Origin of the sequence: Archangium violaceum (genome assembly GCF_016859125.1) — a bacterium.
GTDB lineage: Bacteria > Myxococcota > Myxococcia > Myxococcales > Myxococcaceae > Archangium > Archangium violaceum_A.
This window is the reverse complement of sequence record NZ_CP069338.1, coordinates 3,784,581-3,799,020: the sequence shown is the minus strand read 5'-3', so window position 1 is coordinate 3,799,020 and position 14,440 is coordinate 3,784,581. Positions and strand designations below refer to the sequence as shown.

The window sequence follows — 14,440 nt, the reverse complement described above, 5'->3', positions numbered from 1 at the left end:
CCCAATCCACCCTCCTTCCGGAGTGAACACTCAATCCTCTGGCGAACGCGGAGGGAAGACGACCGGCTTGCCGGGGCCGGGTGCATCATCGGGAAGATTGCCGATGTGCCCGGGAGTGGGAATGGGCCTGTCTCCGGCCTGACGTCGAAGATGTCCCTCGTCATCCTCGGGAAGCGGGGGCTCGTGCTTGGGCCTTTCGTGCTCGGCCATGTGCTCCTCCTTTTCCTGCTCAAGGTAGGAACGAGACACGCCGGGAACAGCGCTGACAGGTGCCCTACCTGCCGGCCGGGGGAGCGAGCTCGGTGCGCACATCCCAGAGCTCGGGGAAGAAGCGCAGGTCCAACGCCTTGCGCAGGAAGCCCACGCCCGAGGAGCCCCCCGTGCCCTGCTTGAAGCCGATGACGCGCATCACCGTCATCATGTGCCGGTAGCGCCAGAGCTGGAAACGCTCCTCCACGTCCACCAGCTTCTCGCACATCTCGTAGGCATCCCAGTGCTTCTCGATGTTCTCGTAGATGCCGCGGAATACCTCCATCACGCCGGCGCTCTTCTCATAGGGCTGACGCCAGTCGCGCTCGACGCGGTCCGCCGGCACCGCGTGCCCCTTGCGCGCCAGGTGCCGCAAGAACTCGTCATATACACTGGGCGACTCCAGGAAGCGCTCCAGCTCCAGGCGCACTCCGGACATGTGCTTGAAGGGCCCGAGCGCGTGCTCGTCCTTGTGGCCGAGCAGGAATTCCAGCGCGCGGTATTGATAGCTCTGGAAGCCCGAGGCCTGCCCCAGCGCGCCCCGGAACTCGAGGTACTCGTTGGGGGTGAGCGTCTCCAGCACGCTCCACTGCTCGAAAAGCATCCGCTGGATGTGCCCCACGCGGGAGAAGATCTTGAACGAGGGCTCCAGGTTGTCGGACTGGATGTAACGGATGACCGCCGTCAGCTCATGCACGAGCAGCTTCATCCACAGCTCGCTCGTCTGATGTTGGATGATGAACAGCAGCTCATCATGATGCGGCGGTTGCGAGCGGGGCACCTGCGCGGACAACAACCGGTCCAGCTGCAGGTAGTCGCCGTACGTGGTCCGTCCGGCCAGGTCGGTGAAGATTCCGGGTTCCAGCTCGCGCTTGTTCATGAAACAAGAATGACGGGCTCACTGCTGGCCCGCAAGAACCGGACCCTCCAGCAAGAGATGGGAGGGCCCGGCTCTCAAACTCCGGCTCGGCCGGAGAGGGGGCCTACCCCGCGTTCTTCGCCTCGGCCAGGGCCTTGGCGGCGGCGCGACCGCGCGGGAGCTTGATGTCCTCCACGCTGTTCGGGTCGGCGTAGTCCACCCAGTTCGACGGGCGGCGGTTGGTCTTCTCGAGCATGCGCAGCTTCTGGTAGTGCGCGGCGCAGTAACCCTTGGTGCGGCTGGGCTTGCCGCAGCCGATGATGGCGCAATCACGCGCCCCACCCTCGGCGGCCGGCTTGCGGCCGCGCTTCTTGCCACCCGTCGCCGCGGGAGCGGGAGCCGCCGCCGCGCTCCGGGCGGGACGGCCCGGGCCACGACGGCCCGTCGTCGCGGCGCGACCACCGCCGCCACCGCCACCGCCACCAGCAACGCCGAACAGGGGACCCACCGCGCTGGCCAGGGGCGCCAGCTGCTCGGCCACGTTGCGCAGCCTGTCGAGATCCGACGTGCCCGCCTCCAGACGCGACACAAGGTCGCGCAGCGGCTTGAGCTGCGCCTCGATCTCGTTACGAACCATCTCCCGGAATGCCTTGTCGACCGACATGCTCGTGTATCCTCTTCTCGATGAGACCGTCTCCTGGGCGAGACGCCTCATCAGGGGTTTGTTGATGAGGAGCTGTTCTACTTCAACAGCTGCCCAGTCATAACTCCACAGATACACGATTTGTCGATTAAATTTAAATGAATGTTGCGCTTTTCGTGGCGATTCTGGACATCACTGTCCGCTTGTTCAGGTAGCGATTGAGCAGGGATCGGCGTGATCCAACGCCCCCAACCCATGACGCGTGCGCCGCATTTCCAAGCACAAAGCCTCGCGTGTGGCCGCCAGGGCCCGGACGAGGTCCTGCTCCTCCCGGTCATCGAGGGCCGCGTCCAGCCGGGGAAAGAGCTGCAGCTCCAACGAGCGGATATGCGCCAGCGCCGCGTCCCCGAGGGCCAATAGCCGCACCTGCCACTCCAGGCCGCCTCGCGGAAACCACTCCAGCTCGGCCATCAGCTCATGCATCGTCAGGAGGAGCTCGGCCTCCTGCAAGGCTCGAGCATGCCCCTCCACCCGCACTATCAGTGGTTGCAGGTGGCGTTCCGTCAACCGGATGTGAAGCCGAAGCGCATCGAGCAGCGCCTCGACCCGCGCCTCTGGCGGCACCCCACCCCCACCCGTCTCCAGCGTCTCGAGGCACGCCAGCAGCTCCCGGTGCTTCCCTGACAACATTTCGAAAGGCCCCATGGCCCCACAACCATCGCCACCGCTCGGAAGGCGGACAACCACCGGGCCCGGAAGTCCCCCTCCGTCAGCGCCCTCCCGCCTTCCTGACAGGCGTTGAGGCTGGAAGTTGGCAGGCAGGCACGCGGCGGGGGTGTGTCATCCAGGCCGGGCGTCTCCATCTTCAGACCGCGTGGACGCGACCCAGAACCCCTTACGCCGCGCGGTCTTCCGGTTCGCCGAGACGGGCGCGGCCCTCTCCGCGCTCTACCACCGGGCCCGCCTGCTCGGAGCCGAGCACCTGCCTGCCCGGGGCCCGGTGCTGCTCGTGGGCAACCATGGCCTCTGGGGCTATGAAACACCCGCCTTCTTTCATTTGATACATCAAGCTACAGGCCGCTACCCGTTGGGACTGGCCGAGCGGGGGTTCTTCAGAATCCCCCTGGTGAGAACCGTTTTGCCCTGGTTGGGAGGTGTCGAGGGCACCCGGGAGAAGGCGTTGGCCTCACTGAGGGAAGGACACCTCGTCGTCTGCTACCCGGGCGGGGCCTGGGAGACATTCAAGAAGCCCCGGCACCACTACACGCTGCGGTGGGAGGGGACGCTTGGTTTCGCGCGGCTCGCCGCCCAGGCGCGGGTGCCCATCGTGCCCTTCGCTGGCTTTGGCGTGGATGACACCTTCCTCTGTCCGAATGACGAACGGTGGTGTGTGCCACTCGCACCCGGAGAGAAATACCGGGTGCCGCTGGGCATTGGCCTGGGCCCGCTGCCCCTGCCCGTGAAGATGACGTTCGTCATCGGACCGGCGCTCACCCCGCCGCCCTCGGATGCACCCGAGTCCCGGCTGAAACACTTCCGAGACCGCATCGCCACCACCGTGAGCCACCTTCTCGTCCGAGCCTGTCATGCGTGAAGCCATCCTTCCCGCCGCGCCGCGGCTCGTCCCCGAGCCGGAGGAAATCCAACCAGGGTATGAGCTGTCGTGTGAGCAGCGGATGGTGCGCGGCGCCCCGGTGCGACTCTTCACCTTCCCGGGGGGCGCCCGGGACGAGTCGCGCACCGTGCTGTGTCTGCCTGGGCTGGGAGCCTCCGGCCGCTCGTTCGCGCCCATGCGCCCCCTGGCGGACCAGCACCGGTTCCTTCTATGGACCCCGACGCTGCATACGCCCCTGACGCATACGCCGTTGCAGTGGAACATGGCGTCGCTGGAGCACCCGGACGCGCGGCTCCCCGAGCGTTTCGCCCTGGTGGGCTCGTCCTTCGGCAGCCTCCTCTCCATCCTCTTCGTGCTCACGCACCCCGAGCGGGTGAAGGCCCTGGTGCTCGTCTCGCCGGTGGCCAGCGTGCAACGGGTCCGGCGCTGGGCCCTCGCCCTGTCCACGCTGGTGCGCATACCCAAACCCTTCGCATACATCTTCGCCCCCACCGTGGCGAGGGTGCTGGGTGGACGCCACCTGCCTCCCGAGGGCCGGGCCGAAATCGTGCGCGAGGCGCGCCGGCTCTCACCGCTGGAATTGCTGCGGCGGCTGCAGGACATCCTGGCCGTGGACTACCTGGATGACCTCGAGCGCCTGCGCGTGCCCACCCTCATCATCCACGGCGCCAGGGATATGCTGGTGCCCCTCTCGTATGCGCGGGACGTGGCCGCGCGCATCCCCGGCTCGCGCCTGGAGGTCATCCGCGAGGCCAGCCACCTGCCCTACATGAGCCACACCGACTCCTTCAATGCCTTCGTCGGCGACTTCCTCGCCCGACACGGCTCGTAGAAAACACCATGGACCAGGCCACCCAACTGTCCCGCTCCGCCCTGCTGTTCCTCTCGCGCCAGGAGGGCTTGAAGGATGTCGCCACCGGCGTGCCGGCCCTGCGGCGCATCTCCCGGCGCTTCATCGCCGGTGAGACGTTGGAGGAAGCCGTGCCCGCGGTGAAGGAGTTGAACGCGCGTGGGCTGTCGGTCTCCTTCGACCACCTCAACGAGGCGGTGCGCAACGAGGCCGAGACACGCGACGAGGTGCGCGAGTACCAGCGCTTGCTGGCGCGCATCGACCAGGTGGGCGTGCGCGGCAACGTGTCCCTGAAGCTCACGCAGTGCGGACTGCTCTTCGACCGGGAGCTCGCCCTGGCCAACGCGCGCGAGGTGGTGGCCGACGCGAAGCGGCGCGGCTCGTTCGTGCGCGTGGACATGGAGCACGGCGCGGTGACCCAGACGACGCTGGACGTGGTGCGCGCGCTGCACCGGGAGTTCGGCGAGCCGCACGTGGGCGCGGTGCTCCAGAGCTACCTCTACCGCACCGAGGCCGATGCGCGCGCCCTGTGCGCCGAGCGCATCCGCATCCGTCTGTGCAAGGGCGCCTACCTGGAAGGGCCCGACGTGGCGTACCAGGACAAGCGCGACGTGGACGAGAACTTCCTGCGCGTCATGCGCATCCTGCTCGACAGCGGGGTGTACCACGGCATCGCCACGCACGATGAGCGGATGATTCACGAAACGCTGGCGTATGCCCGGAAGAAGGGGCTGCCGCGCGGCGCGTTCGAGTTCCAGATGCTCTATGGCATCCGCCGCGACCTGCAGGAGCGACTGGCGGCCGAGGGCCACCCGGTACGCGTCTACGTGCCGTACGGCAGGCACTGGTACCCGTACTTCATGCGCCGGCTCGCCGAGCGTCCCGCGAACGTCTGGTTCGTGATGAAGAACCTGGTGAAGGGATAGCCCGGCCCTACCGCAGCATCCGGCGCAGGGCCTCCTGCACCGCGTGGGTGAGGACCCGGAAGGCGGACACGCCCGCCATGGCATAGAGCACCCAGGCGGGCGCCCGAGCCCCCGCCACCTGATGGATGCGCTCCAGCGCGTCCCCCACCTCCTCGTTGGCGATGCGCGGATCGACCCACCGGCCCACCCCATCCAGGAACCACGCCACGCGCCGCACCACCCGGTACTCCGGCGCCACGGGGGAAAGCCACGTCCGGGAGGTCTCCCCCTCCGGCTCCGGAAGGGGCGTGTGCGGCCGCGGCGCGTGAACCCCCAGCGTCCCACGGCCACCGCGGAGGTCCGCGGCGAGCACCTGGCGGCGCGAGTCCGTGAGCCCGTCCTCGACGTCTCCCTCCATCCCGAACGCGCTCAACAGCGGGAACCGGGAACCGGGCTCGGGCGGGTAGTGGACTTCCATTCAGACTGCCTCCGCGGGCTGCAGCAGATTGAGCAATGCCGTGCGCTGTTCCCTCGCCACCCTGCGCCCTTCCCCCGTCAACTCGTAATAACGCCGTGGCCGTCCGCCCCGCTCGGGCATGGGCTCTCCATCGAAGCTGCGCAGCAAGCCCTCCCGCTCGAGCGCCTTGAGCGCCGGATACACGGAGCCCTCGTTCAGGCTGATCTTCCCGTGCGTCCTCTCCCTCACCCGCTCGATGATTTCCAGACCGAATCCCCTGCCGCCCATCAGCGACATCAAGATGGCGGTCCGCGCGGATATCGGAGTGTCCATGAACCTCAGGCTATCCTGAAATCCGGGGAGATCAACCTAGAACCTTGAGGTTGCAGGGAGACGCAAAAGATTCAGACGGGCAGTGATTCGAGGGGCTCGGGCTCCCTCGGCACGGCACGCCAGACCCGATTGCGCGGCACGGGCGTCCGGGTCGCGGGCAGGAGCTTCTCGGTGAGTACGGAGCGACGGGACAGCGAGAGTCCATCCTCGCAGCCGTCATCCAGCCGGGGCACCTCCACCAGGAGGTACGTCGACGTGAGCTCGATCATGTCCCCCCCTTCCTGGAACGAGGAATCAGTGTTCGACAGATTATCCTCAATTCATGAGGATTGCAAGACTCCGCTCCGGCTGTGCTGAAGGACGGGTGCGGACCTGGTGAAGCTCGCTCACGAGGGCGAGGACCTGAGGCTCAGCGCTGGAGGGCGTCGTGGCCGAGCTCCCGGGCCGCGTCCTCCACCGGATCCGGGCGCTTGTCGCGCATCGTCACGAACTCCTCGGCCGCCGTGGGGTGGATGCCCACCGTCGCATCGAGCAGCTTCTTCGTGACGCCACACTTCAGCGCCACCGACAGGCCCTGGATGATTTCCGGAGCGTCCGCGCCCACCATGTGGAAGCCCAGCACCCGGTCGGTGTCGCGCTCGACGATGACCTTCATCATCGTGCGCTCGTCCCGCCCGCTCAGGGTGTGCTTCATGGGCCGGAAGTTGGAGACGTAGACGTCCACCTTGCCGTGACGCTCGCGCGCCTCGCGCTCGGAGCACCCCACCGTCCCCACCGGCGGCTGGCTGAACACCGCAGAGGCCACCCCCGTGTGGTCCATCTTCGTGGGGTTGTCGTGGAAGAGCGTCTCCGCGAGGGCTCGACCCTCGGCGATCGCCACCGGCGTGAGGTTGATGCGGTCCGTCACGTCCCCCACCGCGAAGATGCTCTCCACGCTGGTGCGCGACCACTCGTCCACCTGAATGGCTCCGTGCTCATCCAGGCGCACGCCCACATCCTCCAGTCCGAGCCCCTTCGTGTTGGGCACCCGTCCCGTCGCGTACAGCACCGCGTCCACCTCGAGCGTGTCCCCCATGCGGGTGAGCAGGCTCAGCGTGCCGTCCGGACGCTTCTCGATGTCGCGGATGAAGGTCTCCGGTCGCAGCTCGATGCCCTTCTTGCGCAGCTCCTGCGTGAGGAACGAGCGGATGTCGTCATCGAAGCCACGCAGCAGCGTGTCGCCGCGGATGATCATCATCACCTTCGCGCCCAGCGCGTTGAAGATGCCCGCGAACTCCACCCCGATATAGCCCCCTCCCACGATGGCGAGCCGGCGCGGCAGCTCCGGCAGGGAGAGTGCGCCGTCCGAGGAGATGGCGTGCTCGATGCCCGGCACCTCGGGGAGGAAGGGACGCGAGCCCGTGGCCACCAGGATGCGCTCGGCCGAGTAGCGCTGGCCGTTGACCTCCACCGTGTGCGCGTCGACGACGCGGCCCCGGCCCTCGATGAGCTGGACTCCCGAGTCCCGGAGCAAGCGCCGGTACACGCCGTCGAGCCGCTCCAACTCCTTGTCCTTCGCCGCCTGGAGCTTCTTCCAGTCGAAGCCGGGCTCGGAGAGCTCCCAGCCATAACCGGCGGCGTCCTCGAAGTCATGGCGGAAGTGCGCGCCGTAGACGAGCAGCTTCTTGGGCACGCAACCGCGGTGCACACAGGTGCCGCCGATGCGACTGTCCTCACAGATGGCGACCCGAGCACCATAGGAGCCCGCCCGGCGACTGGCCGCCACACCGCCCGAGCCCGCGCCAATGGTGAACAAGTCGAAGTCGTACTGGGGCATCGTGTCTCCTATATATCCCCTCTCCCTCCGGGAGAGGGACGGGGTGAGGGTATCCGTCACCGTCTTCCAGACCGTGAACATGGTCAGGGTGGTCCCGATATGCGCCCCACGTGAATGGGTTGACACGGTGCGCCCCGAGCCTCTGGCGAGAAGCCAACGTTCCGTCTGGCCACCAGGAACACCGGGCAACGAGAACAGCCCTGGGCAATACCCTCACCCCGACCCTCTCCCGGAGGGAGAGGGAGGGATGGATGGAGGGAGGGTCACGCGGACAGGGCCTTCGGGGACTCCGGTGGTATCCGCACGTCCTCTCCGGGTTCTTCCGGTGGCAGCTTCCTCGCCTTCCACAGCGCGAACAGGGCCGGGTACACCGTCAGCTCCAACAGGAAGGACGTCAGCACGCCTCCCACCATCGGCGCCGTGATTCTCTTCATCACGTCCGCCCCCGTCCCCGTGCTCCACATCACCGGCGCCAGCCCCAACAGCGTCGTCAGCACCGTCATCAGCTTCGGGCGGATCCGCCGCGCCGCTCCCTCGACGATGGCCTCCCGCAGGTCCGCGAAGCTTCTCAGCCGGCCCTCCTGCTGCGCCTTCTGGTGCGCCAGCGTCAGGTACAGCAGCATCACCACCCCTGTCTCCGCGTCCAGTCCCGCCAGCGCTATCAACCCCACCCACACCGCCACGCTCAGGTTGTAGTCGAGCAGGTACAGAAGCCAGATGGCCCCAATCAGGCTGAAGGGCACCGCCAGCAAGACAATCCCCGTCTCCGTCCAGGACTTCGTGTTCAGGTACAGCAGCACCAGCACCACCAGCAGCGTCAGCGGCACCACCACCTTCAGCTTCTCCTTCGCCCGCTCGAAGTACTGGAACTGCCCGCTCCACTCGATGCGCACGCCGTCCGGCAGCTTCACCTCCTTCTCCACCACCGCCCTCGCCGTCTGGACGTAGTCGGCGATGGGCACGTCTCCCGGGTCCACGAAGACGTAGCCCACCAGCTTGCCATCCTCGCTGCGAATCATTGGCGGGCCATTCACGAAGCGGATGTCCGCCACCTGCCCCAGCGGCACCTGCGCGCCTCCCGGCGTGGGCACCAACACCTCGCGCAGCAGCTCCGGCGTGTCACGCAGCTCGCGCGCGTACCGCACGCTCACCGGGTAGCGCTCGCGACCCTCCACCGTCTGCGTCACCTCCTCGCCGCCAATCGCCCCCATCACCACCTCGTTCACGTCCCGCACCCTCAGGCCCAGCCGGGCCGCCTCCTCGCGCTTCACCTTCACGTCCACGTAGAAGCCACCCGTCGAGCGGTCCGCGAACGCGCTCCGAGTCCCCGGCACGCCCGCCATCACCTTCTCGATATCCACCGCCGCCTTCTCGATGGTCTCCAGGTCGTCTCCGAATACCTGGATGCCCAGCGGACTGCGGATGCCCGTGGCCAACATCTCCGTGCGCGTCTGGATGGGCATCCACCAGATGTTCGGCATGCCCGGGTACTGGACCTTCTCGTCCATCTCCCGCAGCAGGCCCTCCCACGTCATCCCCGGACGCCACTGGTCCTTCGGCTTGAGCGTCACCACCGTCTCCGCCATTCCAATCGGCGCCGGGTCCGTTGGAGTCTCCGCCCTCCCCATCTTCCCGAAGACGCGCTCCACCTCCGGTATCTTCTTCAGCTCCGCGTCCATCGACTGGAGCACCTTCGCCGCCTCCGTCACCGACATGCCCGGCGGCGCGCTCGGCATGTAGAGGATGGCGCCCTCGTTCAGCGGGGGCATGAACTCGTTCCCCAGCCGCAGGAACGCCGGCACCGTGAAGGCCATCACCACCACCGAGCCCAGCACCACCGCCTTGCGGTGCCTCACCACCCAGCGCACCACCGGCGCGTACCCCTGCACCAGCCAGCGGTTCACCGGGTTCGACTCCTCCCGAATCACCTTCCCCCGGATGAACAGCGCCGCCAGCGCCGGCGTCAACGTCACCGCCAGCACCGACGCGAACGCCATGCTGTACGTCTTCGTGAACGCCAGCGGCTTGAACATCCGGCCCTCCGTCGCCTCCAGCGTGAAGACCGGGATGAACCCCACCGTCATCACCAGCAGCGAGAAGAAGACGCTCGGCCCCACCTCCTGCATCGCGTGGATGATGACGTTCAGCCGCGTCCCCGGCTTCCCCGCGTCCTCCCACTCCTCCAGCTTCTTGTGCACGTTCTCCACCAGGATGATGGAGGCGTCCGCCAGCTCGCCAATCGCCACCGCGATTCCGCCCAGCGACATGATGTTCGCCGTCAGCCCCTGCCAGAGCATCGGCAGGAACGACAGCACCACCGCCACCGGCAGGGTGATGATGGGCACCAGCGCGCTCCTCGCGTGCAGCAGGAAGAGGAAGATGATGAGGCTCACCACCACCATCTCCTCCACCAGCGTGTCCGTCAGCGTGGCGATCGCGTCCCGGATGAGCCCCGAGCGGTCATACGTCACCACCACCTCCACCCCCTCCGGCAGGCTGCGCTGCACCTCCGCCAGCCGCGCCTTCACCGCGTCGATGACGTCCAGCGCGTTCTGCCCGTAGCGCATCACCACGATGCCGCCCACCGTCTCGCCCTTGCCGTCCAGCTCCGCCAGCCCCCGCCTCGGCTCCGGGCCCAGCGACACCTGCGCCACGTCCTTCACCCGCACCGGTGTGCCGTTGGACTCGACCTTCAGCGGAATGCTCTCGATGTCCTTCGTGCTCTGGATGTAGCCGCGCCCGCGGATCATGTGCTCGTGGCCCGCTATCTCCAGCACCCGTCCGCCCACGTCCTCGTTCGACTCGCGGATGGCCTGCGCCACCTCGCCCAGCGTCACCCCGTAGGCCCGCAGCCGGTTCGGGTCCACGTCCACCTGGTACTGTTTGACGTAGCCCCCCAGGCTCGCCACCTCCGCCACCCCGGGCACGCTCTCCAGCGCGTAGCGGATGTTCCAGTCCTGGATGCTCCGCAGTTCCTGCAGGTCCGTCTTCCCCGTCTCGTCCACCAGCGCGTACTGGAAGACCCAGCCCACTCCCGTCGCGTCCGGCCCCAGCGAGGGCATCACCCCCTCCGGCAGCTTCGACTTCGCCGTGTCGAGGTACTCCAGCACCCGGCTCCGCGCCCAGTACATGTCCGTGCCGTCCTCGAAGATGACGTACACGAACGACATCCCGAACATCGACTGCCCTCGGACGTAGCGCACCTTCGGCGCCGCCAGCAGCGCCGAGGAGATGGGATACGTCACCTGGTCCTCCATCAGGTCCGGGCTCCGCCCCTCCCACTCCGTGAAGACGATGACCTGCACGTCCGACAGGTCTGGAATCGCGTCGAGCCTCGTGTCTCGCATCGCGAGCACGGACCAGAGCGCGAGTCCTCCGACCAACAGCAGCGTGAAGAATGGATTCTTCGCGCTCCCCGCGATGAGCTTCTGGAGCAACCCGGGGTTCTCGATACCCTCACCCCGTCCCTCTCCCGGAGGGAGAGGGGTTTTGTCCTCAGTGGGACTCATGTTCGCCTCCTCCCCAGTGGTCCGCCGCCGAACGGATCCGGCTCTCCGCCGCCACCAGGAAGTTCCCACTCGTCACCACCACCTCCCCCTCCTTCAATCCCTCCAACACCTCGTACGACTCTCCCGCGTGAACGCCCAGCTTCACCTCGCGCGGCGCCAGTCGCCCTTCCCCCAGGTCCACGAACACCAGGCGTCTCGGCCCCGTGTACAGCACCGCTGACTCCGGCACCTGCAACCGCGCTCCTCCCTCCTGCTTCAGCTGCACCTCCGCGTACATGTCCGGTTTCAGCTCCAGCTCCGGGTTCTTCAGCTCCACCCGGATGCGGCCCGTGCGCGTGCTCGCCTGGAGCGCCGGATAGATGTACCCGACCCGTCCCTTGAACGTGCGTCCCGGCAGGTACGGCAGCGTCACCACCACCTCCTGCCCCACCTTCACTCTCGGCAGATCCGTCTCGTAGACGTCCGCCTCCACCCACACCTTGTCCAACGGGGCGATCCGATACAGCCGGTCTCCCGCTCGCACCGCCGCGCCCGCCACCACGCTCTTCTCCAGCACGTAGCCACTCGCCGGAGCCAGGAAGGGCAGGTTCTCGATGGGCGCGCCCTTCTTCGCGATGGCGTCGAGCTGCGCCCTCGTCAGGCCCCACAGCTCCAATCGCTTGCGCGACGCATGCACCAGCGAGTCCATCCGCTCCGGTGCCCCTGAGTCCTTCGCCGCCGCCTGGCTCTTCAACGCCAGCAGGTACTCCTGCTGCGCCGCGTACAGCTCCGGGCTGTAGAGCGTGAACAGCGCCTGGCCCTTCTTCACCGGCTGCCCCGTCGCGTCCACGTGCAGCTCGTGGATGTAGCCGTCCAGCTTCAGCGTCACGTCCACCAGCGCCGTCTCGTCGTACGTCACCCGCCCCAGCGCCGTCACCGACAGGTCCATCGGCCCCACCTTCACCGGCGCCGTCTTCACGCCAATCCGCTGCCGGCGGATGGAGTCGATCAGCACCGTCCCGCTCTCCAGCTCCTCGCGCGTCACCGGCGTCAGGTCCATGCCGCAGCTCGGGCACTGCCCCGGTCCCGCCTGCTTCACCGAGGGGTGCATCGGACACGTGTAGTGGGCGATCTCCCCCGGGGCCGGCGCGGGTGCCTTCGGCTTCGAGCCCACCTTCCACTCGGACTCCACGCCGCACGCCAGCATCCGCCGGCCCATGTACGGGTTCTCCATCGCCTGGTTGCGCTGCACCCACTTGTTGAAGCCCTTCTCCATCGGGCACTGGAAGACGTGCCAGCCCTCGCGCAGCCGCGAGTCCGCCTCCGCCAGGCCCACCAGCACCCGGGTCACCTCGCCGAACCGCGCCCGCGCCTCGTCCAGGCCCTTCGTCTCCGCGAGCCGCTCGGCCGCCTCCGCGCCCGACTCCACGCCCTTCGTCCCCTCCGCGCCCTTCAGCTCCCCGGCCAGGGCCCGCAGCGCCGCGACCACCTCGCGCGCTCGCGTGTCGAGCCCCTCCAGCGAGTCGTTCGCCAGCAGCAGGCGCATCCGCTCCGTGGCCTCGAAGGCCGCTCGCGCGTACTCGACGGACACGCCCGGCAGCGGCCCCGAGGGCAGTGCCGGTCCCGTGGGCCCCTGGGCCTGCTCGTGTCCGTGCGCCTCGTGCGCGGTGGCCGCCGGAGCCGCCTTCGCCGGAGCGTCCTTCACCCGCGCCCCGGTGAACCAGTCCACCAGCGGCCCCCGGAAGACGAGCCCCAACACCACGAGCCCCACGCTCCAGAGCAGGGGCCCCAGCCAGCGGCGATACGACGACGTTTGCGTGCTCATGGAACACTCCCCTCCTCGGGCAACCCGGGCACCCGCCCGAGCGCGCGTTGCAGCTCGGCCTGACGACGCTGCACGTCCGCCAGGGCCTCCTCGAAGCGCAGCTCCACGCCGCGCTGGTTCTTCTCCGCGTCCAGCAACACCTGGAAGCCGTTGCGCCCGGACTCGAAGCCCGCTCGCGCCGCCGCCACCTGGTCGTTCGCCGCCGGCACCACCCGGTCCCGGTACAGCGCCACCGCCTTGCGCGCCTCCACCAGCCGCGCCCTCGCCTGCGCCACCTCCACCCGGATGTCGTCCGCGAGCTGCTCCTCCTCGCTCTTCATCCGCTGGAGCATCCCCCGCGCCTCGTCCACCATCGCCCGCCGCTTCCCCTGGAAGAGGGGCAGCTCCAGCGCGACGCCCGCCATGAACCGGTGCGGCGTCTCCATCCACATCGTGCTGTACGAGCCCATCACCATCACGTCCGGGAAGGACTCGCGCCGCGCCAGCTTCACCGACGCGTCGCCGCCGCCCACCCGCGCGCGCTGGCTCGCCAGCTCCGGACGCTGCTTCAGCGCCTCTTCCGCGAGGGACTCGACCGGCGGCGGTGACTCCGTGGACACCGCGAGCGTCTCGGGCGGTGGCGGCAGGGGCAGGTGTGGCGCCCGGTGCAGCAGCCCGTTGAGCTGGGCCTGGAGGACCTCGCGCTGGGACTCGAGCATCAGCCGCTCGCGCTCCAGCATCCCCAGCTCCACCTCCGCCTGCAGGGGATCCTGCTGCGACGCCCGGCCCGCGACATATTGCGCCTCGGCAGCGCGCCGCATCTCGCGCAGCACCTCTTCATGGTGCGCGTTCACCACCAGCCCGCGGTGCACCACGTACAGGTCGTCGTAGAGCATCGAGGCCATCAGCGCGAGCCGCAGCCGCGCCGCCTCGAAGTCCCCGCGCATCGCCTCCGCCTCGGCCCTGGCCACCTCGCCCGCCAGCGCCCGCTTGCCCGGAAAGGGCAACCGCTGACTCAGCTCGATGGACTGGCCGAAGCTCGTCTCGCGCGAGAAGAGCGACAGCGGCGCCATCTCGTAGCGCAGCATCGGATCCTCCAGCGCCGTGCTCAGCTCGGGCCGCGCCTGCGCCGCCCGCCACGCCGCTCGCGCCGCCTCCAATCCCGGGTTGCGCTCCAGCACCTGCCGCACGAGCTCCGCCCGCTCCAGCACCCGCGCGCCCGTGAAGGGCTCGTCGGAAGCCTGGGCCCGGGCGACACCGGCGAGCCACAGCGCGCCAAGCGTCACCGCGGTGGCGCCCACGCGGGGCCACCGGTTCTTCATGTCGTGGAACATCTGCTCGGACTCCAAAAGTGAGACGAGGGCCCGCTCCCGGAGCGCGAACGCACACCGGGGCCTCGGGCGAAAGACGGACGGCGGGCA

At 68.4% G+C, this 14,440-nt stretch carries 14 protein-coding genes; 3 read left to right on the top strand and 11 right to left on the bottom strand.

Features of this window, described 5'->3' with window-relative positions:
• Nucleotides 1–30: 30 nt before the first annotated feature.
• The 4 genes from JQX13_RS16345 to JQX13_RS16330 all read right to left on the bottom strand — a co-directional run bounded on the left by JQX13_RS16345 (nt 31) and on the right by JQX13_RS16330 (nt 2,441).
• Nucleotides 31–210: a hypothetical protein gene (locus JQX13_RS16345; RefSeq protein WP_203409939.1), complete on the bottom strand. Its 180-nt coding sequence runs from the start codon at nt 208–210 to the stop codon at nt 31–33.
• Between the two features lie 64 nt (nt 211–274).
• The gene (locus JQX13_RS16340) at nt 275–1,129 is read right to left on the bottom strand and encodes a tryptophan 2,3-dioxygenase (RefSeq protein WP_203409938.1); all 855 of its coding nucleotides are present in this window, start codon (nt 1,127–1,129) and stop codon (nt 275–277) included.
• A gap of 103 nt (nt 1,130–1,232) precedes the next feature.
• Nucleotides 1,233–1,772 (bottom strand): cell wall protein, encoded by a 540-nt coding sequence (locus tag JQX13_RS16335; RefSeq protein ID WP_203409937.1) that lies wholly within the window; start codon nt 1,770–1,772, stop codon nt 1,233–1,235.
• A gap of 186 nt (nt 1,773–1,958) precedes the next feature.
• Complete coding sequence (locus tag JQX13_RS16330; protein ID WP_203409936.1) at nt 1,959–2,441, bottom strand: hemerythrin domain-containing protein; 483 nt, start codon at nt 2,439–2,441, stop codon at nt 1,959–1,961.
• Nucleotides 2,442–2,625: 184 nt separating this feature from the next.
• Between JQX13_RS16330 and JQX13_RS16325 the strand changes: the two genes are divergently transcribed.
• From JQX13_RS16325 to JQX13_RS16315, 3 genes are read left to right on the top strand one after another with little or no spacing between them, the layout of a single operon-like run.
• On the top strand, nt 2,626–3,345 hold the full coding sequence (locus tag JQX13_RS16325) for a lysophospholipid acyltransferase family protein (protein ID WP_203409935.1): 720 nt from the start codon (nt 2,626–2,628) through the stop codon (nt 3,343–3,345).
• Nucleotides 3,338–4,198, top strand: coding sequence for an alpha/beta fold hydrolase (locus JQX13_RS16320; protein WP_203409934.1), 861 nt, complete (start codon nt 3,338–3,340; stop codon nt 4,196–4,198). The genes JQX13_RS16325 and JQX13_RS16320 overlap by 8 nt, the downstream gene beginning before the upstream one ends.
• A gap of 8 nt (nt 4,199–4,206) precedes the next feature.
• A complete protein-coding gene (locus JQX13_RS16315; RefSeq protein WP_203409933.1) occupies nt 4,207–5,142 on the top strand; it encodes a proline dehydrogenase family protein in 936 nt (311 codons plus the stop codon).
• 7 nt (nt 5,143–5,149) lie between these two features.
• On the opposite strand, the gene JQX13_RS16310 is transcribed toward JQX13_RS16315, so the two are convergent.
• The 7 genes from JQX13_RS16310 to JQX13_RS16280 form a co-directional block, all read right to left on the bottom strand.
• Complete coding sequence (locus JQX13_RS16310) at nt 5,150–5,599, bottom strand: hypothetical protein (protein WP_203409932.1); 450 nt, start codon at nt 5,597–5,599, stop codon at nt 5,150–5,152.
• The gene (locus tag JQX13_RS16305; protein ID WP_203409931.1) at nt 5,600–5,911 is read right to left on the bottom strand and encodes a PadR family transcriptional regulator; all 312 of its coding nucleotides are present in this window, start codon (nt 5,909–5,911) and stop codon (nt 5,600–5,602) included. It abuts the gene before it with no gap.
• 71 nt (nt 5,912–5,982) lie between these two features.
• Nucleotides 5,983–6,180: a hypothetical protein gene (locus tag JQX13_RS16300; RefSeq protein WP_203409930.1), complete on the bottom strand. Its 198-nt coding sequence runs from the start codon at nt 6,178–6,180 to the stop codon at nt 5,983–5,985.
• A gap of 140 nt (nt 6,181–6,320) precedes the next feature.
• Nucleotides 6,321–7,727, bottom strand: a complete 1,407-nt coding sequence (gene gor / locus JQX13_RS16295) for a glutathione-disulfide reductase (RefSeq protein ID WP_203409929.1) — start codon at nt 7,725–7,727, stop codon at nt 6,321–6,323.
• A 263-nt stretch (nt 7,728–7,990) separates the two neighbouring features.
• Nucleotides 7,991–11,236: an efflux RND transporter permease subunit gene (locus tag JQX13_RS16290; RefSeq protein ID WP_203409928.1), complete on the bottom strand. Its 3,246-nt coding sequence runs from the start codon at nt 11,234–11,236 to the stop codon at nt 7,991–7,993.
• Nucleotides 11,223–13,040, bottom strand: coding sequence for an efflux RND transporter periplasmic adaptor subunit (locus JQX13_RS16285; protein ID WP_203409927.1), 1,818 nt, complete (start codon nt 13,038–13,040; stop codon nt 11,223–11,225). Before JQX13_RS16285 ends, JQX13_RS16290 begins: the two co-directional genes overlap by 14 nt.
• The gene (locus JQX13_RS16280) at nt 13,037–14,353 is read right to left on the bottom strand and encodes a TolC family protein (protein WP_203409926.1); all 1,317 of its coding nucleotides are present in this window, start codon (nt 14,351–14,353) and stop codon (nt 13,037–13,039) included. The genes JQX13_RS16285 and JQX13_RS16280 overlap by 4 nt, the downstream gene beginning before the upstream one ends.
• Nucleotides 14,354–14,440 lie beyond the last annotated feature (87 nt).